Below are 23,799 nucleotides of genomic sequence, written 5' to 3'. Positions count from 1 at the left end.
AAGAGAGATGTGCAAAAATGAAAAAGGCAATATATTGCAAGGAATTGTTTGATTCAGAAACCGGGGAAGTAAACTCCGATATGGCAATCGTTTATGAAGGAAATACAGTGACCTGGGTAGGAAAACGGGAAGACTGGAGGGAAGAGGTATCAGAAGTTATTGATCTGAGTGATAAATTCGTAATGCCGGGACTGATCGACAGTCACATGCATACGGCTATGAATGGCCATCCTGCCAGCATGACCATGTTTCAGAACATGACATTTGGGGAAATCACCATTGAGACCATAATGAATGTAAAAAAAGATCTGTTGGCAGGCTTTACCATGGTCCGTGATGAAGGGTCCTATGGATTTTGTGATGTGGCAGTGAGAAACGGGATCAACACCGGGAAAATCCACGGGCCCAGAATGTTTGTATCCGGGATTGCCATAACGGCAACCGGAGGTCATGCAGATTCCCATTTAAGCCCCTATATGAAAACGGATGCCGGTCTGGGATATGTGGCGGACTCGCCGGATGCCGGGCGTAAGGCTGCCCGGTATACTTTTAAATACGGGGCAGATCAGTTGAAGGTCATGGCAACCGGAGGGGTCATGAGCGTGGGAGATATTCCCGGTGCAGCAGAATTTTCCGAAGAGGAGATGAGCGCCATTCTCCAGGTGGCAAAGAGCAAAGGGCGTATTTCCTCAGCCCATGCCCATGGGGCAGATGGGATCAAAATGGCCATCCGCTGCGGGATCACCTCCATCGAACACGGCATGATGATGGATGATGAATGTATTGACATGATGGCAGAGCACGGAGTTTATCTGGTGCCCACGATCATTGCAGCAACCAGGATCATCGAGATGGGGACAGCCGGCGGACTGACGCAGGAGACGGTGGAAAAAGCCAGGATGTGCATTGAGCGTCATGGAGAGAATCTAAAAAAATGCCGGAAAGCAGGCGTGAAAATTGTTTTTGGCACGGATGCCGGAACCTATAATAATTATCATGGAAAGCAGGCGGAAGAATTTGCGCTCATGCAGAAATATGGGGATTTCAGTGTCAAGGAACTGCTGCTGTCTGCAACGAGAACTCCTGCCCAGATGATGGGATTTTCAGGAAAGGCAGGCTGCATAAAGCCAGGATCCTTTGCGGATGTGGTTGCTGCGGATGTGAGTCCATGGCATGATATTACAGCTATGGAAAAAATTTCATTTGTTATGAAAGAAGGGAAAGTATATAAATATGAGCCGTAAGAGCAGATTCCGCTTCTTTTTTTAATCATGTCAGTTTTTTGACTGGGAGCCAATTTAGCATATCCGGTAACGCCTGCTCTCATTAAAAGCCCCGGACTTCGTACATAGAGACTGTCTTATTACCCGTAAGAATTCATTTGACAATTCATGATTGATGTACTCGGGAGCCATCTGGAGCTGCCTGGTTTCCGCCATAGAGGTAGAATAACACAAATAAGAGCTGAGGCTGTCTTGAAAGTCAGATCACCTCAGCTCTTATTTGTTTTCACTCCTTAGATGAAAAACTATCAATAATATTTTCCATACTTCGTTCAATATGATATTCCATCTCCTTGCGAACCAGGTAGGGATTGCAATCGCGCATATGTCCCAGAATCTTTCCATGTTCTTCTATAGAGATGAGCTGATGTTCTTTGGCAGAGACTGTCTTGCCGAAAGAGCTTCCATTCCAAAGGGAGGAGAGGATGGTATACATCTTAATGTTGTCTGCCGCCTTCCAGATAGAGGTATGGAGATTCTGATTATAGGACTGGTATTCTTCATCATAAAAATCGTCCCCCAGGCTTTCTATATGAGCTTGGGAACTGATCAAGTCTGACACGTCAAAATGTCTCAAAGTGGCTCTTACGGCTGCTTCTCCCTCCAAAAGCATTCTCATTTCAAAGTGTTCACGTATTGTCTTAGTAGTTATTCCATTTACAATTGCACCTTTATTCATTCGGAGAGTTATTAAATTTTCTGAAGCTAAAATTTGAAAAGCCTCACGGACAGGCGTTCTGCTGACACCAAGATGGCTGGCTGTGTCAGTCAGTGACAGTTCTTCCCCCTCTTTAAAATCGCCTGACAGAATCGCCTTGCGGAGAATGGAAGCGATTCGGATGCGCGTGGGCATTATTTCCAACGAATCTAACTTTTTCATTTGTTTCACCTGCTTTACTTAGAATGAAATTATTTTATCATACAAAGTGAAAAGAGTCAAAATATAGTTGGAGAGATGATGAAAAAATGCACATATAATATAGATAAAAAAACAAAAAAATAAAATAAATGCATAAAAACTATTGTAAAACGATCCTGTATGTGGTAGAACTATATTAAATCGTATACGATATACGATATACGAAGAACAATTTTACTGGAATAGGGAAGGCAATAATTTCCTTTCATACATGAGGAGGAGATAGGGATGAAGTGGAATCATCATCGTGTTTCAGACATTAAGATGGCTTATGTTGGCGGGGGATCTAAGGCATGGGCATGGAAGCTGATGGCAGATCTGGCTCTGGAGCCGGCGCTTGGCGGAACGGTCCGGCTTTATGATATTGATGAAAAGGCTGCCAGGGAGAATCAGATCATTGGTAATCAGCTGAAGGAAAGGAAAGAGACAAAAGGACAGTGGGACTACCAGGTTGCCAGCAGCTTGAAGGAAGCCCTGGAGGGTGTGGATTTTGTCGTGATTTCAATTCTGCCAGGTACATTTGAAGAGATGCGTTCCGATGTGCATCTGCCGGAACGGTTGGGGATTTATCAGTCTGTAGGAGATACGGCAGGTCCGGGGGGGATGATCCGCGCACTGCGCACTCTGCCAATGTATGAGGAAATAGCAGAAGCAATAAAGAATTTCTGCCCGAAAGCCTGGGTGATTAGCTATACCAATCCTATGAGTCTCTGTGTGGCAAGCCTGTACCGGACATTTCCGGAGATAAAAGCCTTTGGCTGCTGCCATGAAGTATTTGGAACACAGAAGATACTGGCGCAGATTGCGGAGAAGGCATTGGAGATCGAAAAAATCAACCGGGAAGATATCCATGTCAATGTTTTAGGAATCAACCATTTTACCTGGTTTGATACGGCCTCATATGAGGGTGTGGATCTTTTTCCTATATATAAGGAGTACATTGACCATAATTTTGAAGAAGGCTTCGATGATCCGGACCGACCATGGGAGGAATCAACCTTCAATTGCAGACATAGGGTAAAATTTGACTTATTTAACCGTTATGGATTAATTGCAGCAGCAGGGGACAGGCACTTATCAGAATTTATGCCGGGGAATACCTATTTGAATAATCCGGATACCGTAAAGGAATGGAAGTTCGGTCTTACTACAGTGGATTTCAGGATTCAGCAGATGGAGGAACGCCTGGCCAGGAGAAAGAGGATTATAGCGGGAGAAGAACAGATGGAGATTGTTCCTTCCGGAGAAGAAGGCGTGCAGCAGATGAAAGCGCTGGTTGGTCTGGGGCGTCTGGTAAGCAATGTAAATATTCCTAACAGCAGCTTACAGATTCCCAATCTGCTCCCGGGGTCGGTGGTGGAGACCAATGCCGTATTTTCCAGAGACAGCATCCGGGCGATATCTGCAGGACCTATTCCTGAAAAGCTGCGTGAACTGGTATTACCGCATGTGCAGAATCACAGTTCTATCTTGGAGGCTGCAGGAACTTACGACCGGGAACTGGTAGTGAAGGCATTTATGAACGATCCTTTAGTAAAATATAAATGTCAGGATCAAAAAGAGATAGAAAAACTTGTCGATGAAATGATTAAGAATACAGAAAATTACCTTCCGGCTGGATGGAAATAAATGTGTGGGAGAAAAGAATGAAGAAAAAGAAGAAAGGGTTTTGGAGACGCAATGTAGGCCTTATCTTTGTAATGCCCTGGCTGGTGGGTCTGGTTATTTTTAAACTGTATCCATTTGTGGCATCCTTTATATACAGCTTTCATTCATATAACCTCTTTAAGACAGCCTCCTTTGTGGGACTTGATAATTATCGTTACATATTGAGTGACAAGCTGATCATTAAGGCATTTGTGCAGACGTTTAAGTATGCGTTCCTGACCGTACCGCTGGAGTTAATATTTGCGCTGTTTATCGCGTATATCCTGAATAATAAGATACGCGGGTTAAACTTTTTCAGGACAATTTATTATATTCCTTCTATTTTAGGAGGATCTGTATCCATTGCTGTTTTGTGGAAATTCCTTTTCAAGACAGAGGGACTGGTGAATATCATTATGGGAAAAATTGGAATTCCGGCCTTTAACTGGCTGGGAAATCCGGATGGCGCATTTTTTGTCATTGTGCTGCTGAGAGTATGGCAGTTTGGTTCTCCTATGATTATATTCCTGGCAGCATTAAAAGGGGTACAGGTAGATTTGTATGAGGCGGCTGCCATTGATGGTGCAGGTAAATTGAAACAATTTTTCAGAATTACGGTGCCGCTCATTACGCCGGTTATTTTTTATAACTTTGTGACACAGCTATGCCATAAATTCCAGGAGTTTAACGGCCCTTTCATTGTAACTCAGGGTGGGCCGCTGCGTTCAACATCTCTGGTGTCACTGCTTGTTTATAATGAAGCCTTTAAGAGAAATGAAATGGGGCTTGCCAGTTCTATTGCCTGGCTTTTGTTCCTGGTTATTATGGCATTTACCGCAGTGGCATTTATAAGCCAGAAGTATTGGGTTTATTATGCAGATGAAGATGGGAGGTAACATATGAACAGAAAAGAAAAAGCTAGTTTTAACCTGTTTTTACGGTATCTCCTTCTGATCAGCTTAGGGATTGTGATGATATACCCGCTGTGCTGGATGATAGGAGCTTCATTCAAGACGAACTCAGAGCTGTTTTCCAGTGCGGGAATTTTACCCTTAGCGCCGACTCTGGATGGATACAGGAATGGATTTAAGGGCTACGAAGGAATGAATCTGCTTCATTTTATGGGGAATACCTATAAGTTTGTAATCCCCAAGGTTGTAATTACAGTGGTATCAGCGGTCATTACATCCTATGGTTTTGCAAGATTTCAGTTTGTAGGAAAAAAGCTTCTCTTTGCTCTGCTGCTTTCGACCCTGTTTCTGCCGCAGGTGGTTTTAAATGTACCGCAGTACATACTGTTTAACGAGGTGGGCTGGCTGAACTCATATCTGCCTATTGTGATTCCATCCATGCTGGCAGGGGATACCTTCTTCGTATATATGCTGATTCAGTTTCTCAGGGGGATTCCAAGGGAGCTGGAGGAGGCTGCTGAGATTGATGGCTGTAATGTAGTAGAAAGGCTTTGGTATGTTATAGTTCCTATGATAAAGCCATCTGTCGTTTCCTGCGCCCTGTTTCAATTTATGTGGGCATCCAACGACTTTATGGGACCATTGATTTATATCAATTCCGTCCGTAAATATCCGGTATCCATATTTTTGAGAATGTCTATGGATACCGAGTCAGGATTCGACTGGAACCGGATTCTGGCGATGTCACTGCTGGCAATCATTCCATCTCTTATCGTCTTTTTTATGGCACAGGATTCTTTTGTGGAGGGTATTGCGGCAGGAGGAGTTAAGGGGTAACAATAAAATATAAAAATAAAACAGGGAGGTTACACATGAAAAGACGAGGGAAAAAACTGGTTAGTCTGATTCTTGCTGGTGCTATGGTGGGGTCATTGGCAGGCTGTATGCCTGCAAAACCAAAGGAAACGGCGGCTCCTGAGGTTAAGTCTGAGGCGGCTAAGGAAGACAGTGGCGCTGAATCTCCGGCAGAGACTAAAGGGGCAATGGAGGTCAACACTAAGGATCCCATTACCTTGCGCTTTAACTGGTGGGGCGGTGACTCACGCCATGAGAAGACTCTTAAAGCGATTGAGGCCTTTGAAGCCAAATACCCAAATATTAAGGTAGAAGCGGAGTATGAGGCTTTCAGCGGTCATGAAGAGAAGGTCTCTCTGGCTCTTAATGCCGGTGCGGCGGCAGATGTAATACAGTTGAATATGGACTGGGTTTTTGCCTATTCTCCCAAGGGAGACACATTCTTTGATTTAAACAAGGTTTCCAATATTATAGACCTGTCTAGCTACGAAGATTATGATAAGGAGTTCTATACAGTAAACGGATCACTCCAGGCTCTTCCCATAGCCAATACCGGACGTGGATTTATCTGGAATAAGACTACTTATGATAAGGTGGGAGCCAAAATTCCTACAACATTGGATGAGCTTTATGAAGCTGGAGAAAAATTTGCGGCGTATGAGGACGGATCCTATTATCCTTTTGCCTGTGCGGACTATGTAAAAGTGCATTTAATGATTTATTATCTCCAGTGTAAATATGGAAAGGACTGGATCACGGACAATGAGCTTCAATATTCTAAGGAAGAGATTTTAGAGGGCCTGGAGTTTATTAAGAGTCTGGAAGACAAGCATGTAATTCCTAATTCCGAGAGACTGGCAGGAGAGGGAACTTCTGAACTTCTGGAAACAGGCGAGAGCTGGATTAACGGTCACTACGGCGGAGCAATGTGCTGGGATACCAACATTGACAAGTATGTGGAAGCAGTAACGGATGGAGAAATTGTAGTAGGCGATATGATTAATATGGGAGAGTTCCACGGCGGCCCCTTAAAGGCTTCCCAGGTAATCGCCATTACATCCTCCTCACAGCATCCGGCAGAGGCTGCTGCTCTGATTCAGTTCCTTTTTGGAGATGAAGAGGGAGCAACGATTCTGGGTGACAGCCGTGGCATTCCCTGTAATAAAAATGCGGTCAAATATGTAGACACAGAGGGAAGCCTGGTTGCTGACATGAATAAGAAGCTGATGGTATGGTCAACGTTTATGCTGGACATTTTTACAGAACGTGCTTCACTGAAGACTCCTGATGGTGTTTATACCCTGGCAATTCAGTCATTAAGCTATGGGGAAGCAGATGCGGCCTCCTGTGCGGATATGCTGATCGATGGAATCAACAGGGAAATAGAGGCAGCAATTTCTGAGTAGTGAGGCTAAGGAAGCGTCAAGGGAGCGCTGCAGAATGGGGGATATGCATTTTGCAGCACTCCTTTTTACCGCAGAGGGAAGTTTGAGATGAAGATAACGGATTTAAAACAGGAGTACTTCAGATGGGAGAAAAGCCGGCCCATAGCAAACGGAAAGCATACCTATACTCATTGCGGCCTGGCGGTTATAAAGATAGAGACAGACCAGGGGATCACAGGCTTTGGATTTTCCGGGCCGGTGCTGGGATTGAATCCGTTTATGATGGCTGATGGGTTTAAAGATGTTCTGACAGGGCAGGACCCCATGAGAACAGAATGGTTTTGAATCTAATCACCATATTTTGGAGAAATTTAGGATTATATAAAACAGGAGAAAATTATATGCATGCGATTGAAAAGATTTTAGCAAAGCACAGCGGCCGGGAGTGCGTAGAGTGCGGGGAAATCATAACTGCTGATATTGATTTTGCAGAGATTAATGACCTGTATCTTCAGACGGTCTATTCTTTTAGGGAAATGGGCGGAAAAAAGGTCTGGGATAAAGATAAGGCAGCGTTTGTTTTTGACCATTATGCACCGTCACCTACGATTATGGCAGCCCAGAATCATAAGGAGATGCGCCAGTTTAAAGAGGAACAGGAGCTGACCCATCATTTTGATGTTAATGCCGGGGTCTGCCATCAGGTGATGCCGGAGGCAGGTCTTGTATACCCGGGAATGATTCTGGTTGCAACAGATTCTCACACTACCACCCATGGAGCCTTTGGCTGCCTTGGGACGGGAATTGGAGCAACGGATATGGCAACGGTTCTGATCACAGGAAAGCTATGGTTCCGGGTGCCTGAGATCATTAAGATCCATCTGGAAGGGATCCCTGCCGACAACGTGCTTCCCAAGGATGTAATCCTTCATATAGTTGGAAAAATGAAAGCGGACGGAGCCGTCTATAAGGCAATAGAATTCACCGGAGATTATGTGGAGCAGCTGGATGTGGCCGGGCGGATGGTACTCTGCAACATGGCGGTGGAAATGGGAGCAAAAACAGCATACATACAGCCCAACCAGGCAGTCCTTGAGTATGTAAGAAGCAGGACAGACCATCCATTTGAGATCGAGTATACAGATGAAGATTTTGAATATGAGGAAATCCATGTCTTTGAGATCAGCGATCTGGAGCCACAGGTGTCCATGCCGTCCAGCGTTGATAATGTGGGACCGGTAAGACAGGCGGGACAGGTACGGATTGACCAGGCATTTGTCGGAACATGTACAGGCGGAAGACTGACAGATATAGAAACGGCAGCACAGATTTTGAAAGGAAAAAAGATAGCATCCCATGTGCGTATGATCGTAATCCCGGCTTCAAAAGAAGTGCTTCAGGAGAGCATTGCCAAAGGATATTTGGAGATTCTTCTGGAGGTAGGTGCAACAATATCAGCGCCTGGCTGCGGTCCGTGTCTCAGTGCTCATCAGGGCGTGTTGGCAGCAGGTGAAGTGTGTGTCACCACATCTAACCGTAATTTCCCGGGCAGAATGGGCAGCAGGGATTCGGGAATTTATCTTGCCTCACCGGCAACAGTGGCAATATCTGCGATGACAGGTTATCTGACGGTTCCGGCCACCAGTAGCCTGAAAGAAGAGAAGGAGAAACCGGAGATCAGTTCCGGGGAGGGGGAATGAGAATATGAAAGAAAATTTTAGTGGTCCGGCACTGATACTGGAAAAAAATATTGATACGGATCAGATCTATCCCGGCCGGTACTTAGCCCTGACGGATTCTGATGAGATCGGCAGCCATTGTCTGGAAGGTGTGGATGAAAATATTGCCAGGGATTTTCCAAAAGAAGGAATCATAGTTGCAGGAACAAATTTTGGCTGCGGTTCCAGCCGGGAGCATGCTGCGATTGCATTGATTCATATGGGAGCAGGCGCTGTTGTTGCCGAATCATTTGCACGGATATTCTACCGTAACGCCATTAATCTGGGGCTTCCCCTTCTTGTATGCAAAGGTATTTCCGGGAAGGTAAAGGCTGGAGAGAAACTGCAGGTGAATATGAGAACAGGAGAAATAAAAAATCTGACAGCAGATGAAGTATATCAGTGCGAAAAAATAGGAGATTACGCCATGTCCATTCTGGAAGCAGGAGGAATTAAGCCTTTATTTCTCAAGAGAATGAAAGAGGAAAGCAATGATTGCTGAGATTTATATAGAGCAGTATAGAAAATCATTTGAAAAGCTGGACCGGAAGTTTTGGAACTATGAGGATGGCTGTGTCCTCCGGGCTATGGCAGCTATGCATGAGGCCACAGGCGATCCCTGTTACCGGGAAACGATGGAAACCTTTTTAGATCGCTATATTGGTAAAGATGGCACGATTCTGTGGTACGACAGGGAAGAGTACAGCCTGGATAAACTGCCTTCAGGGCGGGCTCTGCTTTATCTCTATAGGGAGACTGGTCAGGAACGTTACCGAATCGCGGCAAAGCATCTGATGGAGCAGCTGAAAAATCAGCCGAGAACACGAAGCGGCAGCTTTTGGCATAAAAAGATATACCCAGGTCAAATCTGGCTGGATGGTCTTTATATGTCTGCCCCTTTTTATCTTTCTTATGAAAAAGAACTGGGAAACAGACAGAGCTGCCAAGATGTAATAAAACAGTTTAGGAATGCCCGCAGATTCCTGTATGATGAATCGTCCCAACTCTATATTCATGCTTACGATGAAGAAAAGAAGCAATTTTGGGCAGATCAGGTGACTGGACGGTCCGCCAATTTCTGGTCCCGCGCAGAGGGATGGTATCTGATGGCACTGGCAGACTGCTGTGAAATTTTACCCAGGGAAGAGAAGGAATGGCAATATCTGGAAGGACTGTGGAAGGAAGCTGTGGATGGGATGCTTACATATCAGGATCAGGAAAGCCGCCTGTTCTTTCAGCTGACAGCCCTTGGAAATAAATACGGAAATTATCTGGAGACTTCCGCATCTGCTATGGTTGCCTACTCTCTTTTTAAAGGATTTGAGATGGGAATATTCGGTGAAGCATATTTTATGAAGGCAGCCGGGATCATGATGTCTCTGGAAGCAAATAAAATAACTTTCAAAAATGGCAGACTGCATTTGGAGGGCATCTGTGCCGGTGCAGGGCTTGGCCCTGAAAACCGGATGGAAAGAGATGGAAGTGCAGAATATTATTTAAGGGAACCAATTGTACAGGACGAGCAGAAAGGAGCCGCGGCTTTTATAATGGCATACAGCCAATGGTTAAAAACCGGAGGAATAAAACGTATGTCCCAATACAGGCCGGTGGTTAAGGTGAATGATGTGTATCAATTGAGGCATCGGCCGATGGAAGAGATTGAACTGGGCTATGGATCCGGAATGGAGTGTGTAAGGCTCCCTAAGGATGTGATAGCTGATATTCTTGTCCCCGAAAAGAAAGAATGTGTGTTATCAGAGGGGGAGATCATAGAGCAGGCGCTGGACAATCCGGTAGAAACTCCGCTTCTGGAGGAGCTTGCAGCAGGAAAGAAAGACGTTGTCATTGTTACCAGCGATGTCACCAGGCCCATGCCCTCCTGGCGGGTTCTTCCCCATGTGGTAAAAAGACTGGAAAAGGCAGGAATCAGCCGTTCCTGTATTACAATTGTATTTGCAGTTGGAACCCACAGGAGGCAGACCGAGGAGGAGATGCGGCATCTGGCGGGAGATGAAATATATGAAACATGCAGATGTATGGATTCATCAGAGTGTGAATTTGTCCGTATGGGTTTTACCAGGGAGGGTACACCGGTTGATATCGCAGATAAGGTGGCTTTCGCTGATTTAAGAATATGTCTGGGAAATATCGAGTACCATTTTTTTGCAGGTTATTCAGGCGGAGCAAAGGCCATCATGCCGGGGGTGTCCACGATGGATGCGATCCGAATGAACCATAGCAAAATGACAGACCCGATGTCTAGGGCGGGATCCCTGGAAGAAAATCCCGTGCGAAAGGATCTGGAAGAAGCTGCCGGCATCTGCGGCGTGGATTTTCTCTTCAATGTGGTTCTGGATGAGCATAAAAATATCGTTTATGCAGTGGCCGGCGATTTAAAGCAGGCTCACAGAAAGGGCTGTCATTTTCTGGACGGTTTTTTCCGTAAGGAAATCACTGAGCTGGCAGATATTGTAATTGTCTCCCAGGGAGGAGCGCCTAAGGACTTAAACCTTTATCAGACCCAGAAGGCCCTTGCCAATGCGGAACAGGCAGTACGGCCCGGCGGAATCATTATTTTAGCCGGGGCATGTCCGGAAGGGCTTGGAGGTGCTGTTTTCGAACAATGGATGCTGGAGGCAAAAAGTGTGGACGAGATTCTGGAACGGATACAAAAAGATTTCCAGATAGGAGGACATAAAGCTGCATCTTTTGCCAGAACTTTGAAACGTGCAAAAATTTTTCTGGTGTCAGGAATTGAAAAAGAGTTAGTTAAGAGTATTTTTATGGAGCCATTTGATCATATTCAGGAGGCTTATGAGGCGGCAGCAGAAGAGCTGGGGGAAGAGGCCAGAGTAATTGTAATGCCTTACGGGGGCTCTACTTTGCCGGTGCTGGCTTATAGGCCAGAGGACAGATAAAACTATGCCAAAAAGCACTCTAAGAAAAATACTCCAACTTTCAAACGTTGATTGAAAGTTGGAGTTAAATTTGTAAAACGATACCGTTACCTGAGAATACTGTTCACCTGCCTGATAAACAGATTGACAGCATATATGCAAAATTCAAAGCTATGATTTTCTTTGCCGCAGTTTGAAGTTACTGAAAAAGCAGCTATTGTGTATCGTCGGAATCAGCAGTAAAGGAATAGGTTTCTTCCGGATAGAAGGCCGCATCACTGTTGTCATTCATTTCCATCTGGGAGAAATCCTGGACATCCTGGGAACGGAACCAGAAAGGTAGATTGGACAGGTTGTATCCGGCCGGAATTAAGATTACCTGACCTACTCTCAGATTGCCGGGAGTTAAGCCGCGATTCAGAGCCATAATGGTATCTACGGTGGTGCAGTAACGATGAGCAAGAAGCCATAAAGTATCATTTCGCTGAACGACATGAGTACGAAGACCTACTGGACAGCGGTTTCCGCCGCCGCCGCCGGAAGGAGGAGTCGAAACCGGAGGACGGGGAGCTCTTCTTGCCGGGACGCAAATGGTTTGCCCCACTGTTAAGTTCTGTGGATTTAAGCCTGGATTTGCCGCTCTAATAGCGGCAACGGAAGTATAATAACGTTGTGCAATCATCCATAGTGTATCGCCGCGTCGAATGGTATAAGGAAACAGTCCTTGAGGACAAGTAGCCATAATATTACTGCCTTTCAATAAAACAATTTGTCATATGTTATGCTTAGAAAACGGAAAAGTACCTGTCACTCTTGGCCGAATTTCAAATTGTTTGGGGGACAGGACTCCTTTTGGTGGGATGTCATATCCTGCAAAACGAAACGGATATAGTACAAAATAAAAACATGGTAATATTTTTTTGCCCAAGCTATTATGATAATACCAATATAATAATTCAAAATAGCTCACCAGCCATTACCTGTCTCATGAGCCATGAATCATGAGTTTGTTAACAGGCAAATGACTGCAGGCAGTCTGGAGGACATATGGTATTATCGGAGGAATTGATTGGCAGAGGATTTTCCTTACAAGATACGGTTGAAAATGACTTGGAAAAATACATAGATATAAATAGAGCCTGCCGTAAGAAATACATGGACGAATACAATGGCGGCTGGATCGATGATATACAAGTTATATTAAACACAGATAGCTTTCATAAAATGTTAAAATATAGTTGTTTCAAAAAAATACTGCAATTTAATACAATAGTTGGTTTTTTCTCATTTAATGAACTAACGGACAAGATTTGCGAGATATCTCTTTTCCTTACCGGACCTGCTCGACTGAAAGGGATAGAAGCATTTTATCTAAAGCATATTACGACCCTTTCCAAACAGGTAAGCAAGCCGATATTTTTAAATGTTTATAAATCCGATCCAGTTCATGAACTATATAAGCAATTCGGATTTAAAATATATGACCAGTCAAGAGCGCAATATATAATGAGTTTTAATCAAGAAGATACAAATGATACAAATGATTTAAATAATACTAATAATTCATATGATGCCAGAAGCTACATGAACCGCCTTTTAATAAAGGGATAAAAGGAAAGTGGAAGCAACAAATGTAAATAAAAAACAGTCAGCCTTTTATGCTCAAAACAAATATTAAAAGGCTGACTGTTATCGGCAGGTACGGGGACATGTGATAAATATCGCCGTTGATTTCCTCTTGTAATTTTCCCTTAAGCAGCAGTATGCACTCCAGACTGCTGTGGGTGTGGGACAGTATGTTTTTTATGCTGTTAAGCGTGATTCCTACTGACGTTTGGATCATATACAAGCTAAATCTGCACGATTTTAGCTTGCTGTCTGTTCAATTTATTATCGCAGATTTATCCTGCAGCAGGTCTGTTACAGAGATTAAAAAATAACTGGCTGAATCTGTTTCCCGTCTAAAGCGTATTCCAGCGTATCTGCAATCAGTTCAGTGTGTGCGATCATGGAATTTGGCTTTTTCAACGGGTCATCCTGACCAAAGGGAACAAAATAGATATTTTTTACGTTAAACAATTCTCCCACATTCTTAAAATTAATTCCAAGGGCGTCATTGGTGGAGAGAGAGATCACCAGGGGTTTGGAATTTCTTAAGTGGGCTTTTGCTGCCATGAGCACTGGGGTATCCGTGATGCCGTTGGCCAGCTTAGCCAGGGTATTTCCGGTACAGGGGGCGATGATCAGGATATCCAGATAGCCTTTAGGTCCGATAGGCTCCGCTTCCTCCAGGTTCAGGATGGGCGTATTGCCTGTCATGGCTGAGATCCGCTTCATGTATTCCCCGGTATCTCCGAAACGGGAATCCGTTGTCTGTACATTGGTGGAAAAGATCGGGTATATATCGGCTCCTTTATCCACCAGAACCTTTATTTCTTTTTCTATTTTATCAAAAGTACAAAAGGACCCGGTGATTGCCAGGCCTACTTTCATTCCTTCCAGCTTCATATGACACTCCTTTATGACAGAGATTTAACAATTGCTTCGTATAGAATTTCCGCAGATGACTGGGGAGCGTAGATTCCAGGCAGTCCCAGGCAGAGCTTGGCGCGGATATTCTGCTGACTGCAGAAACTAAAATCAACGCCGCCGGGGGCGGATGCTATATCAATGATCGTTACGTCCGGATTCATGGAACGGATCAGATCTTTTTCAATGACAAGGGCTGGGATGGTGTTAAAGATGAACTCATAATCCCCTATAACCGGGGCCAGATCACAAAGTGCTCTGGCATGAAATCCCATGGAGGCCGCCTGGACAAGCTGTATTTCCTTTCGGCCGGCAATGGTTACTTCAGCATCCATGCCCTTTAATTTCAGTGCCAGGGTTTTTGCACACCGGCCAAAGCCGGTCACGAGACATTTACTTTTGTGAAGGCAGCCGGGACTTAATCCAATGGCCTCGGCAATGGCGCCTTCTGCGGTCGCAATGGTATTTTTTACGGTGATATCCTCCATGTCCATATAGTCAAAACATGCAATGCCGTTTTCCCTGGCATATTCCTTTACATAGGCAGGAATGCTTCCGCCGAAAAGGGTATGGTCTGAGGTCAAAAGGTTCAATAAATTCCCGATGCCCAGATCAGTCATGCCGTTGTCTGAAAACAGGTTGATTTTATCCCTGGTAAATGGGATGGGACAAAGTATGACATTGCTGCTTTTTATAGCTTCTTCCATGGAAAATGAGGAATCCCCGCTGCTATTGTGAAGGGTGGTTTGAAAGCCGTTTTTGGTTAATATCTGGTTTAAATAAAGCTGCCTGGAATCGCCGCCTAAAAGAAGAATATTATACATATAGTCATCACTCCTTATAATGGTTTATATGATGAAAAAAATGATTTGTGTATGGTACCAACAGGGGATGTTTGTCATACTTTTGTTAGTATGAACCTCTAATTTTGGGAATGAGTGCCTATGAAAGATGCGATTTTTAAAGGCTCAGCGGTAGCCATCGTTACGCCCATGGATAGCCATGGAAACCTGGATTTTAAGGCAATGGAAAAATTGCTGAAATTTCAGCTGGAAAATGGCACGGATGCCATTGTGGTTAATGGGACCACAGGGGAATCAGCTACGTTGGAAGAAAAGGAAAAGCTGGAACTGATCGAATTTGTGGTGCATTATGTAAATCACCGGGTCCCCGTGATCATGGGAACCGGAAGCAACTGTACGTCCCACGCCGTGCGCTTGTCCCGAAAGGCCCAGTCCTTAGGGGCGTCCGCACTGTTACAGGTGACTCCGTACTATAACAAAACCTCCCAGCATGGGCTGGTGGAGCATTTTACGGCAGTGGCAGACAGCGTGGAGATCCCCATCATACTTTATAATGTCCCGACCCGTACCGGGGTTAATATTAGTCCGGAAACCTATTTAAAGCTGTCAGAACACCCCAATATCCGGGCTGTTAAGGAGGCAGGAGGAAATATTTCCAGTATTGCAAAAACTGCTGCTCTCTGCGGTGACAGGCTCGACCTTTATTCAGGGAATGATGACCAGATTGTACCCATTCTTTCTCTGGGGGGGAAGGGAGTGATCTCTGTTTTAGCCAATGTCATGCCGTTTGAGACCCATATGATATGTCAGTACTTTTTTGAAGGTGAAATGGAAAAGAGCAGAAATATGCAGCTGGAGCTGCTTGCTATGATGAATGCCCTGTTTATGGATGTGAATCCTGTGCCGGTTAAGGCGGCCCTTTCCCTTTTGGGGTGGTGCGAGGAAAGCTACAGACTTCCTCTCACCCCAATGAAGGATAAGGATAGAGAGACATTAAAACAGGTTATGAAATCCTATTTCCCGCATTTGCAGGATAGCAGTCTCTAGCTTCATTAAATTTGTTATTATTTCAGTTGCATAGCTGTTTTCGCCGTGCTATATTTATTTTAACTAAACAAAGGAGGAGGGATTTCTATGAAGCACAAAAGAAAAAAACAAATTTTTACGAAGTTGCTATTCGGTATCTCCATTCCAGTTGTATTTATTTTTATCTTGTCAGGAGTTTTCATTTCAGGTCAGGCAGGTAAGAGCATGCAGGCCCAGTCGATACAGACGCTGGACTCAGCTTCTCTTGCGGCAGCAAACCAGGTGAATTCATTCCTGACTTTTTATTTGGCTGAGGTTAAGAGTGCGGCTGCCAGCAGCCAGGCGGAAGCCTTTCTCACAAATGCCACCGGTAAGGTAAGGCTGCCGGACTGTGAGGGGTATCCGGAGATAAAGAAAACCCTTGATAATATTCAGGCAACGGATAAGGATAATATCCTTGCGGCATGGATCGCAGATCTGGATGTAAGCCAGGTGACCCAGTCGGATAATTTCACCTCGGAAGACGGATGGGATATTTCCCAAAGACCCTGGTACCGGGCCATGGAACTGGATCATCCGGTCCTGACGGAGCCTTATGTGGATGTCAGCACAGGTCAGACCATTGTAAGCGCTGTCAGCGGGGTGTTTAACAGCAAAACAGGGGCGCCCTTAGGTGTGATGGGAGTTGATATAAAATTATCTCAGTTAGTTACGGTTTTAGGCGATTATAAGATTGGGAAGACTGGCTCCGTTATCCTGGCAACAGAAGGCGGCCAGATCGTGTATCACCCCAACAATGATCTGATCCAAAAGACGCTTTCCGAGATTGACATTTCCCAGAACATCAAGGATGCATTTGCAGGCCAGGAGGTTGGAAATTACGATTATACCATGGAAAAGGTTCCGTATTTCGGTTCCATTAACCGGGTAGGGGACTCGGGTTGGCTTGTTTTATCAAGCATTCACCAGTCGGAGGTGCTTTCCTCTAAAAAAGAGGTGATAGGCATTATAACCACGATCTTTACACTGGGCTCTTTTGTCCTCTTTCTGATCATCTTTGTAATGGCCAAAGGGATATCCAATCCCCTTAGAAAATTATCCGCCATTGCGGAGCGGATCGCAGAGGGTGAGCTTGATCTTCAAGTAGATGTATCCGGCGATGATGAGATCGGTATGGTAGCAGCGTCCCTGGGGAATACGGTGAGCCAGCTGAAGAATTATGTGAATTATATCGATGAAATCGCCGCGGTATTAAACCAGATTGCGGAGAAAGATCTGGTTTTCCAGCTTCAGTACGATTATAAGGGGGATTTTGAGAAGATTAAAAGATCCCTGCTCAAGATCAGAGGTACGCTTACCACTACTATGGATCGGATCACCGTAACTTCTGATCAGGTGGCATACGGTTCCCAAAGCATTTCGGCCAGCTCCCAGGCTCTGGCCCAGGGGGCAACAGAACAGGCCAGTTCCGTGGAAGAACTGGCGGCAACGATCGGTGATATTTCCCATAAGATCAAGCAGAATGCAGAAGATTCCACCGGGGCCAATGAACTGGCGATCCTTGCGTCCAGGGAGCTGGAAACCAGCAACCATCACATGAGGGAACTGGTCTCAGCCATGGCGGAGATTAATGAAAGCTCCGGCGAGATAGGGAAGATTATTAAGACTATTGAGGATATTGCCTTCCAGACGAACATTCTGGCCTTAAATGCGGCGGTGGAAGCGGCCCGTGCGGGAGAAGCTGGAAAAGGATTTGCAGTAGTTGCTGATGAGGTGAGAAATCTGGCTTCCAAAAGCTCAGAAGCAGCAAAAAGCACGACCCATTTGATTGAAGGGTCCGTTCTGGCGGTGGCAAATGGCTCCAGACTTATGGATGAAGCTGCTGAATCCCTGGCAAATGCAGTGGACAGTACACGTTCTGTCTCCGAGATGATAGGAAGGGTATCAGAGGCTTCGGTACAGCAGTCGGAGGCGATCCGTCAGGTTTCTGTGGGAATTGACCAGATATCAGGCGTAGTTCAGACCAATTCGGCGACTGCGGAGGAAGGGGCGGCTGCCAGCGAGGAGCTTTCCGATCAGGCAGAGCTGTTAAAGGATCTGGTAAATGAATTTAAGTTTCATTGAGGAACCATAAAAAAGATGCCCGGTAAATCGTTGGATTACCGGGCATCTTTTTATACCTATGTATTGGTTATGCTGTTTTTTGGTCAAGCAGAAAATCGGATAGAGAGTCCAAAATTTCCTTATGGTCACTGTTATGAATGATCAGTTCCAGATCGGCATCCGGACAAATGGTCATAAGGCCGAGAATGGACTTGGCATCAATGATAACGCTCCCTTTGCATAAATCCATGTCACAGTCATACTGGCTGACTGTTTTGACGAATGTTGTCACTTCGTCAATACTTCCTAAGCGGATAGGGTACCTTTTCATGTGGCTCACCTCGTATAAAAGATGGTTATATAAAAATGAAATTCCAAGCTGATTATATGTAATATGTAACAAATAAGCCATGTCTAAATTTGTATAAAAACCGTCCTTTCTTGCAAATAATGAGAAGATGGTGGTATAATGGTCCGGGAAAAAGCATTAAATTTGTCGTTTGGAGGGAAGTATGAAAAAAGAACTTCTGGAATATTTAAGGAGCGCATCAGAAGGCAATAATGATATATGGAGAGGCCTGGCTGATGGGGATGCTGCTATGGGCCGGAGAAAGCTGATGGACATGTACTGCCAGCCTCACGAGGTTCCGATTCCGGATCATTGCCATAATTATATAGAGCTGGTTTATATGTGCAGCGGATCTACGGTTCATATGATCAATGGCAGTAGTATTGTTCGGCTGGATGCCAATGATCTTCTGCTCATAAAGCAGGGGACAAGACATGCAGTTGAACCTGCAGGCAGGGGGGATATTGCCGTACATTTTTTTTTGCTGCCGGAATTTTTCTTCCATCTGGAGCTGACAGTAGAGGACGGAGGAGTACTTCGCCGCTTTTTTACCGGGTGTCCATCGGGAAAGCATTCTGCGGCGGATTATCTTCACTTTCATTTGCAGGATATGCTGCCTGCGAAGAATCTGCTGGAGAATATGATCTGGTCGCTAATGGGAGATAAAAAAGGCAGAGAGGAAATTAATCAGGCTACCATGGGAATACTGATCATGGAGCTTTTTCATAATGTAGATAAGGCAGAATTGCATGATATGGCACAATATGAGGAAAAGATCGCAATGACTGCATATCAATATTTAGAGAATAATTATCCAACCGCAACCTTAGAAGAGTTTTCGGCTCTGTCCATGCAGCCGTCTTATTATATCAGCCGTTTGTTTAAACGGCATTATCAAGTGACATTTACGGAATGCCTGCAGCTTATCCGGATGATGAAAGCGGCAAATTATCTTACCTCCACGTCCAAGCCAGTGGAAGAGATCATTGCAGAAGTGGGTTATGAAAACAACAGCTATTTTCACCGGTTGTTTAAGGAACGGTATGGCCTGACCCCCAAGCAGTACAGGGATAGGACTAAGAACCAATTCTGAAAAGATTATGAAATATTTACCATGGACATTGACTTTCAGCCAATACGTTATTATAGTTAAGGCAAAGTGAAAAGAGGCGGCAGATACAGGATGAATGGATTTAGAGAACGTTTTGCACGTTTTATGATCGGAAGATACGGTATGGACAGGCTGGGACAGTTTTTAAACGCCGTAGCTTGTATTTTTCTTGCGGCCGGATTGTTCAGCCGGAGTAGTTGGGTGAACATTGCGGCTTTGGTTTTTTTATTTTTATGCTATTTTCGCGTGTTCTCAAAAAATATCGGAAAGCGTTTCGAAGAAAACCAGAAATTTGAACGCATTTGGTTTCGAATCTCAGAAGTATTCCGAAGAGGGCGTTTTAAGCTTCAGCAAAGCAGGAAATATCATATTTACAAATGCCCAAATTGCAGGCAGAAAATCAGGATTCCCAGGGGAAAAGGGAAGATCAGCATTCATTGTCCAAAATGCGGCATCGATTTTATAAAAAAAAGTTAGCAGTAATATAGAAGGGAACGACTATGAATTTACAATTTAAGCCGATTGAGGCAGAGGACATAAAGAAAATAGCGCCTTTTTATGCCTTGCGGCCCAACAAAACCTGTGACAGTGTATATTTAGACAGTTTCATCTGGAGAAATTATTACCATGTAAAGTATGCCATAAGTGATGATAAGGCATTGCTGTTTTTGATGGAAAAGGACGGAGAGCCATTTTCTGCAATGCCTATGTGCAGGGAGGAGGATCTTCCTCATTATTTTCAGGAAATGGTAGATTATTTTAATCAGGTTTTAAAAAAGCCTCTTCGCATCTATCTTGCGGATGAAGAGGCAATTAATTTCTTAAAGCTGGATCCGGAAAAGTTTGAGGTCATAGAACAAGAAGACTTAAAGGATTATCTTTACGATGGGGAGGCCATGAGAACTCTGTCAGGGAAAAAGCTCCATAAGAAGAAAAATCATTTAAACTCATTTTTGAGGGAATATGAGGGCAGATATGAATACCGGACCCTTTGCTGTTCGGACCGGGATAATGTGCTGGAATTTCTGGATGAATGGTGGGAGAATAAGGTGGAAGCCGCAGAATTCGTCCGGCAGCTGGATTATGAAGTAATGGGCATCCATGATATTTTGAAGAACTGTTCTGTGCTTAATGTAAGGATGGCAGGCGTTTATATCGACGGAATTTTAAAGGCCTTTACCATCGGCACCTACAATTCCTTTGAAAACATGGCAGTCATCCACATTGAAAAGGCTGACCCAAATGTGAAAGGGCTTTACCAGTTTATTAACCAGCAGTTTTTGATTCACGCATTCCCGGAAAATCCGGTGCTTATCAACCGGGAGGACGACGTTGGAATGGAAGGCCTGCGTAAGGCGAAAATGTCTTATTACCCCATTGACTTTGCAAGAAAATACGGAGTCGTTCAGAAGGGCTTTTAATTATGATACGGTATTTAAAGCAGGAAGAAAAAGGCGAGAGCCGGGCGTTGTGGGAAAAGGTTTTTTCTGAAGATTCCCAGAGCTTTATGGATTATTATTATTTAGACAGGGTTCGGAAGAATAAGATTCTCACTGCCTGGAAGGAGGACCGGGTGGCAGCTATGCTGCACCGCAATCCTTATGAGGTGGTGGTCAAGGACCGTTTATGGAAGATTGATTACATTGCCGGTGTTGCTACGGATCCGGAATGCCGCCATCAGGGATATATGAGGCGGCTTTTGAGCCGTTGTTTTTCGGATATGTATATGGAGCGGATGGGATTTTGCTTTTTGGTGCCTGCCGATCCGGCGATTTACTTTCCTTTTGATTTTACCTATATCTGTGATCTGCCGGAGGTGACGCTGAGTGAAAAAGGACGGCTGCACCTTAGCCGCCGCGCTTTTGCAGAGCGGTCGGATGAATGCAGGGAAGCGGCCAGATTCGTGGGTAAAGAGCTGGAAAAGAAGTATGAGGTCTATGCACTCAGGGATGAGGAATATTATCTGAACCTAAGCAGGGAAGTCAGAAGTGACAGAGGAGATTTAATTCTTCTCTTTACACGGGATGAAAGAGAAAGACTGGCCGGTGTGTGGGCTTATTACGGAGAGACAGCAGAAAATCAGCGGGAGCTTATTTGTCTGCCTGATTTTGTAAAGAAAACAGGTCCCTTAAAACCGGCTGTCATGGGCAGGATCATTCATCTGGAACAGTTTGTTTCCGTGATACGTTTAAAAGAGGAGTGCCCGATCAGCGAGATGGAATTGCTTATTGAGGTAAAGGACGACTTTATTCGTCAGAATGACGGAGTGTTCCGGTGGAAGCTGGGGCAGGACGGCTCCTCCCTTATTCCGGTTAAAGATGGATCCGGGATCAAGCCTCATCTGTCCATGGGGATCAGTGAAATGACCTCCTGGTTGTTTGGATATAGTATGCCAACGGTGCCTGAGGACAGAAGGTCTCTGGTTGAACGGATCAGGCCTTTAAAGGGAGTCTTTTTTGACGAAATTACTTAAAAGCTTTCGTTTAAAGAAGAATGAAGCAGGTCGGCTTTGGCGGGTTCGCTTGAATCCGCCTTATATTTTAGAAAAAACGGCATCAGAAAGCGATGCTGGGCGAAGCATAAAAATAAATAAGAGGTGAAATAGGTATGTATCAGGCAGCAGAAGACAGATATGAGAAAATGGAATACAAGCGTTGTGGAAGAAGCGGAGTGTTGCTTCCCATGGTGTCCCTGGGTTTATGGCAGAATTTTGGCATGGAAAAACCTTTACAGGAGCAGCGGGAGATTCTTTTAAGGGCATTTGATATGGGAATCACCCATTTTGATCTGGCCAATAACTACGGTTCTCCGGCATTAGGAAAGGCGGAGGAGAATTTCGGAGAGATTTTAAAAAGCGATCTGGGAAAATACCGGGATGAGCTGCTCATTTCCACCAAGGCCGGATTTGATATGTGGCCCGGACCGTATGGAAACTGGGGCTCCAGAAAGTACTTAATGGCCAGCCTGGATCAAAGCTTAAAACGGATGGGGCTTGAATATGTAGATATTTTCTACCATCACAGGCCGGATCCGGACACACCGTTAGAGGAAACCATGGGGGCACTGGCTGATATTGTGAGACAGGGAAAGGCACTTTATGTGGGAATCTCCAATTACGGGGATCAGGAGGCAAGGAATGCGGTTCTTATGTTAAAAGAAATGGGAGTTCCATGCCTGATCGATCAGCCAAGATACAACATGTTTGAAAGAGGGGCAGAAGATGGATTGTTTTCCACTCTCCTTGAAAACGGCGCAGGCTGCATCTGCTACAGTCCCCTGGCCCAGGGAGCCCTGACTGACAAGTACTTAAAGGGCATCCCTCAGGAATCCAGAGCGGCAAGGCAGGGAACGACCGTAGGCGGACGTTATCTGTCAGAAGAAAAGCTGGATCAGATAAGGCAGTTAAATGAGCTGGCCCTGGAGCGGGGACAGACACTGGCCCGTATGGCTCTTTCCTGGGTACTTCGGGAAGAGGCAGTGACTTCCGTTCTGATTGGAGCCAGCAGCGTTAAACAGCTGGAGGACAGTACGGCTTGTCTTGATAATCTTAAATTTACACAGGAAGAACTGGATAAGATCGATTCCATTTTAAAATAAGCAGGCAGCAGGGAAAATTTGTCATGGACGGAAGGGGCAGGCGAAGGATATGAATTACGAGGTTGGAGATATTGTGAAACTTAAAAAGCCCCATCCCTGCGGAAGCCAGGAGTGGGAAATTTTGAGAGTCGGTGCGGATTTCCGATTAAAATGCATGGGCTGCAGCCATCAGGTCATGGTGCCAAGGAAGCTGGTGGAGAAGAACACCAGGGGCCTAAAAGGGCAGGATGGTCTGCCTAAGACTTAAAATGCTGGAAATCAAAGGAAAAAGTTCGGGAAAATGAGAAAAGGACTTGCTTTTGTCAGATGTTTCCGGTATAATATTAATCCGTGACATATAGATTCCTTGCTCCTGATACTGAAAGCAGGGGCCAGAGACCACAAGGAGGTAAAGAAGCATGAACAAGTATGAGTTAGCCGTTGTTCTTAACGTAAAGCTCGAGGATGAAGAGAGAGCAGCAGCCATCGAAAAAGTTACAGGTTACATCACTCGTTTCGGCGGCGCTGTAACAAACGTTGATGAATGGGGTAAGAAGAGATTAGCTTACGAGATTCAGAAAATGAAAGAAGGATTCTACTACTTCATCAAATTTGATGGCGATTCCACAACTCCCAACGAGTTGGAAGCACACATTCGTATTATGGAACCTGTCATCAGATACTTAT

At 44.9% G+C, this 23,799-nt stretch carries 24 protein-coding genes; 19 read left to right on the top strand and 5 right to left on the bottom strand.

Features of this window, described 5'->3' with window-relative positions; all coding sequences use genetic code 11:
- Positions 1-1,244, top strand: a 1,244-nt coding sequence (locus RT269_RS21235; protein ID WP_313185610.1) for a metal-dependent hydrolase family protein, incomplete at its 5' end; no start/stop codon positions are given.
- A gap of 265 nt (positions 1,245-1,509) precedes the next feature.
- Here the strand turns inward: RT269_RS21235 and RT269_RS21230 are convergent.
- A complete protein-coding gene (locus RT269_RS21230; RefSeq protein ID WP_313185608.1) occupies positions 1,510-2,163 on the bottom strand; it encodes a GntR family transcriptional regulator in 654 nt (217 codons plus the stop codon).
- Positions 2,164-2,430: 267 nt separating this feature from the next.
- Between RT269_RS21230 and RT269_RS21225 the strand changes: the two genes are divergently transcribed.
- From RT269_RS21225 to larA, 8 genes are all read left to right on the top strand, one after another.
- A complete protein-coding gene (locus tag RT269_RS21225; RefSeq protein WP_313185607.1) occupies positions 2,431-3,831 on the top strand; it encodes a family 4 glycosyl hydrolase in 1,401 nt (466 codons plus the stop codon).
- Positions 3,832-3,848: 17 nt separating this feature from the next.
- The gene (locus RT269_RS21220) at positions 3,849-4,745 is read left to right on the top strand and encodes a carbohydrate ABC transporter permease (protein WP_313185605.1); all 897 of its coding nucleotides are present in this window, start codon (positions 3,849-3,851) and stop codon (positions 4,743-4,745) included.
- Positions 4,746-4,748: 3 nt separating this feature from the next.
- Positions 4,749-5,597 carry a carbohydrate ABC transporter permease gene (locus tag RT269_RS21215; protein WP_313185604.1) on the top strand — a complete coding sequence of 283 codons (849 nt, stop codon included), beginning with the start codon at positions 4,749-4,751 and terminating at the stop codon, positions 5,595-5,597.
- Between the two features lie 35 nt (positions 5,598-5,632).
- Positions 5,633-7,021, top strand: a complete 1,389-nt coding sequence (locus RT269_RS21210; protein WP_313185602.1) for an ABC transporter substrate-binding protein — start codon at positions 5,633-5,635, stop codon at positions 7,019-7,021.
- 87 nt (positions 7,022-7,108) lie between these two features.
- Complete coding sequence (locus RT269_RS21205; protein ID WP_313185601.1) at positions 7,109-7,345, top strand: hypothetical protein; 237 nt, start codon at positions 7,109-7,111, stop codon at positions 7,343-7,345.
- Positions 7,346-7,401: 56 nt separating this feature from the next.
- Positions 7,402-8,700 (top strand): 3-isopropylmalate dehydratase large subunit, encoded by a 1,299-nt coding sequence (locus RT269_RS21200; RefSeq protein ID WP_313185599.1) that lies wholly within the window; start codon positions 7,402-7,404, stop codon positions 8,698-8,700.
- Between the two features lie 4 nt (positions 8,701-8,704).
- Positions 8,705-9,220, top strand: coding sequence for a LeuD/DmdB family oxidoreductase small subunit (locus tag RT269_RS21195; RefSeq protein WP_313185597.1), 516 nt, complete (start codon positions 8,705-8,707; stop codon positions 9,218-9,220).
- Complete coding sequence (gene larA / locus RT269_RS21190; protein ID WP_313185596.1) at positions 9,210-11,636, top strand: nickel-dependent lactate racemase; 2,427 nt, start codon at positions 9,210-9,212, stop codon at positions 11,634-11,636. Before RT269_RS21195 ends, larA begins: the two co-directional genes overlap by 11 nt.
- A 193-nt stretch (positions 11,637-11,829) precedes the next feature.
- On the opposite strand, the gene RT269_RS21185 is transcribed toward larA, so the two are convergent.
- Positions 11,830-12,357, bottom strand: coding sequence for a LysM peptidoglycan-binding domain-containing protein (locus RT269_RS21185; RefSeq protein WP_313185594.1), 528 nt, complete (start codon positions 12,355-12,357; stop codon positions 11,830-11,832).
- A 305-nt stretch (positions 12,358-12,662) separates the two neighbouring features.
- Between RT269_RS21185 and RT269_RS21180 the strand changes: the two genes are divergently transcribed.
- The gene (locus RT269_RS21180) at positions 12,663-13,226 is read left to right on the top strand and encodes a hypothetical protein (RefSeq protein ID WP_313185592.1); all 564 of its coding nucleotides are present in this window, start codon (positions 12,663-12,665) and stop codon (positions 13,224-13,226) included.
- Between the two features lie 318 nt (positions 13,227-13,544).
- Here RT269_RS21180 and RT269_RS21175 read toward each other — a convergent pair whose 3' ends face one another.
- Together RT269_RS21175 and dpsA are read right to left on the bottom strand one after the other, a co-directional pair.
- Positions 13,545-14,123 (bottom strand): dipicolinate synthase subunit B, encoded by a 579-nt coding sequence (locus RT269_RS21175; RefSeq protein ID WP_313185590.1) that lies wholly within the window; start codon positions 14,121-14,123, stop codon positions 13,545-13,547.
- 11 nt (positions 14,124-14,134) lie between these two features.
- Positions 14,135-14,968 (bottom strand): dipicolinate synthase subunit DpsA, encoded by an 834-nt coding sequence (dpsA, locus tag RT269_RS21170; protein ID WP_313185588.1) that lies wholly within the window; start codon positions 14,966-14,968, stop codon positions 14,135-14,137.
- 120 nt (positions 14,969-15,088) lie between these two features.
- Here dpsA and dapA point away from each other — a divergent pair, with 120 nt between their 5' ends.
- Both dapA and RT269_RS21160 read left to right on the top strand, forming a co-directional pair.
- Positions 15,089-15,994 (top strand): 4-hydroxy-tetrahydrodipicolinate synthase, encoded by a 906-nt coding sequence (gene dapA / locus RT269_RS21165; protein WP_313185587.1) that lies wholly within the window; start codon positions 15,089-15,091, stop codon positions 15,992-15,994.
- Positions 15,995-16,081: 87 nt separating this feature from the next.
- Positions 16,082-18,097, top strand: a complete 2,016-nt coding sequence (locus RT269_RS21160; RefSeq protein WP_313185586.1) for a methyl-accepting chemotaxis protein — start codon at positions 16,082-16,084, stop codon at positions 18,095-18,097.
- Positions 18,098-18,164: 67 nt separating this feature from the next.
- Here RT269_RS21160 and RT269_RS21155 read toward each other — a convergent pair whose 3' ends face one another.
- Positions 18,165-18,407, bottom strand: a complete 243-nt coding sequence (locus RT269_RS21155) for an HPr family phosphocarrier protein (protein ID WP_313185585.1) — start codon at positions 18,405-18,407, stop codon at positions 18,165-18,167.
- Positions 18,408-18,588: 181 nt separating this feature from the next.
- Between RT269_RS21155 and RT269_RS21150 the strand changes: the two genes are divergently transcribed.
- The 7 genes from RT269_RS21150 to rpsF form a co-directional block, all read left to right on the top strand.
- Positions 18,589-19,518: an AraC family transcriptional regulator gene (locus RT269_RS21150; protein ID WP_313185584.1), complete on the top strand. Its 930-nt coding sequence runs from the start codon at positions 18,589-18,591 to the stop codon at positions 19,516-19,518.
- A 90-nt stretch (positions 19,519-19,608) separates the two neighbouring features.
- Positions 19,609-20,013 (top strand): hypothetical protein, encoded by a 405-nt coding sequence (locus RT269_RS21145; protein ID WP_313185583.1) that lies wholly within the window; start codon positions 19,609-19,611, stop codon positions 20,011-20,013.
- Positions 20,014-20,036: 23 nt separating this feature from the next.
- A complete protein-coding gene (locus tag RT269_RS21140; RefSeq protein WP_313185581.1) occupies positions 20,037-20,957 on the top strand; it encodes a DUF2156 domain-containing protein in 921 nt (306 codons plus the stop codon).
- Between the two features lie 2 nt (positions 20,958-20,959).
- Positions 20,960-22,009, top strand: coding sequence for a GNAT family N-acetyltransferase (locus tag RT269_RS21135; protein ID WP_313185580.1), 1,050 nt, complete (start codon positions 20,960-20,962; stop codon positions 22,007-22,009).
- A gap of 134 nt (positions 22,010-22,143) precedes the next feature.
- Positions 22,144-23,133, top strand: a complete 990-nt coding sequence (locus tag RT269_RS21130; protein WP_313185578.1) for an aldo/keto reductase — start codon at positions 22,144-22,146, stop codon at positions 23,131-23,133.
- A gap of 49 nt (positions 23,134-23,182) precedes the next feature.
- A complete protein-coding gene (locus tag RT269_RS21125; protein ID WP_025230965.1) occupies positions 23,183-23,380 on the top strand; it encodes a DUF951 domain-containing protein in 198 nt (65 codons plus the stop codon).
- Between the two features lie 151 nt (positions 23,381-23,531).
- Positions 23,532-23,799 (top strand): 30S ribosomal protein S6 (gene rpsF, locus RT269_RS21120; RefSeq protein WP_313185576.1); only part of this gene is annotated, 268 nt, incomplete at its 3' end.

This window comes from Lacrimispora sp. (assembly GCF_032078915.1).
Lineage (GTDB): Bacteria > Bacillota > Clostridia > Lachnospirales > Lachnospiraceae > Lacrimispora.
Note: the sequence above shows the minus strand (reverse complement) of the source record. Positions and strands in the feature narration are given on the sequence as shown.

Coding starts and splice junctions, on each gene's coding strand:
- RT269_RS21140 (WP_313185581.1), top strand. CDS start 20,037: ATGAATTTACAATTTAAGCCGATTGAGGCAGAGGACATAAAGAAAATA.
- RT269_RS21135 (WP_313185580.1), top strand. CDS start 20,960: ATGATACGGTATTTAAAGCAGGAAGAAAAAGGCGAGAGCCGGGCGTTG.
- RT269_RS21175 (WP_313185590.1), bottom strand. CDS start 14,123: ATGAAGCTGGAAGGAATGAAAGTAGGCCTGGCAATCACCGGGTCCTTT.
- dpsA (WP_313185588.1), bottom strand. CDS start 14,968: ATGTATAATATTCTTCTTTTAGGCGGCGATTCCAGGCAGCTTTATTTA.
- RT269_RS21195 (WP_313185597.1), top strand. CDS start 8,705: ATGAAAGAAAATTTTAGTGGTCCGGCACTGATACTGGAAAAAAATATT.
- RT269_RS21220 (WP_313185605.1), top strand. CDS start 3,849: ATGAAGAAAAAGAAGAAAGGGTTTTGGAGACGCAATGTAGGCCTTATC.
- RT269_RS21225 (WP_313185607.1), top strand. CDS start 2,431: ATGAAGTGGAATCATCATCGTGTTTCAGACATTAAGATGGCTTATGTT.
- RT269_RS21130 (WP_313185578.1), top strand. CDS start 22,144: ATGTATCAGGCAGCAGAAGACAGATATGAGAAAATGGAATACAAGCGT.
- larA (WP_313185596.1), top strand. CDS start 9,210: ATGATTGCTGAGATTTATATAGAGCAGTATAGAAAATCATTTGAAAAG.
- RT269_RS21230 (WP_313185608.1), bottom strand. CDS start 2,163: ATGAAAAAGTTAGATTCGTTGGAAATAATGCCCACGCGCATCCGAATC.
- RT269_RS21125 (WP_025230965.1), top strand. CDS start 23,183: ATGAATTACGAGGTTGGAGATATTGTGAAACTTAAAAAGCCCCATCCC.
- RT269_RS21205 (WP_313185601.1), top strand. CDS start 7,109: ATGAAGATAACGGATTTAAAACAGGAGTACTTCAGATGGGAGAAAAGC.
- RT269_RS21155 (WP_313185585.1), bottom strand. CDS start 18,407: ATGAAAAGGTACCCTATCCGCTTAGGAAGTATTGACGAAGTGACAACA.
- RT269_RS21160 (WP_313185586.1), top strand. CDS start 16,082: ATGAAGCACAAAAGAAAAAAACAAATTTTTACGAAGTTGCTATTCGGT.
- dapA (WP_313185587.1), top strand. CDS start 15,089: ATGAAAGATGCGATTTTTAAAGGCTCAGCGGTAGCCATCGTTACGCCC.
- RT269_RS21145 (WP_313185583.1), top strand. CDS start 19,609: ATGAATGGATTTAGAGAACGTTTTGCACGTTTTATGATCGGAAGATAC.
- RT269_RS21180 (WP_313185592.1), top strand. CDS start 12,663: ATGGTATTATCGGAGGAATTGATTGGCAGAGGATTTTCCTTACAAGAT.
- RT269_RS21200 (WP_313185599.1), top strand. CDS start 7,402: ATGCATGCGATTGAAAAGATTTTAGCAAAGCACAGCGGCCGGGAGTGC.
- RT269_RS21210 (WP_313185602.1), top strand. CDS start 5,633: ATGAAAAGACGAGGGAAAAAACTGGTTAGTCTGATTCTTGCTGGTGCT.
- RT269_RS21150 (WP_313185584.1), top strand. CDS start 18,589: ATGAAAAAAGAACTTCTGGAATATTTAAGGAGCGCATCAGAAGGCAAT.
- RT269_RS21215 (WP_313185604.1), top strand. CDS start 4,749: ATGAACAGAAAAGAAAAAGCTAGTTTTAACCTGTTTTTACGGTATCTC.
- RT269_RS21185 (WP_313185594.1), bottom strand. CDS start 12,357: ATGGCTACTTGTCCTCAAGGACTGTTTCCTTATACCATTCGACGCGGC.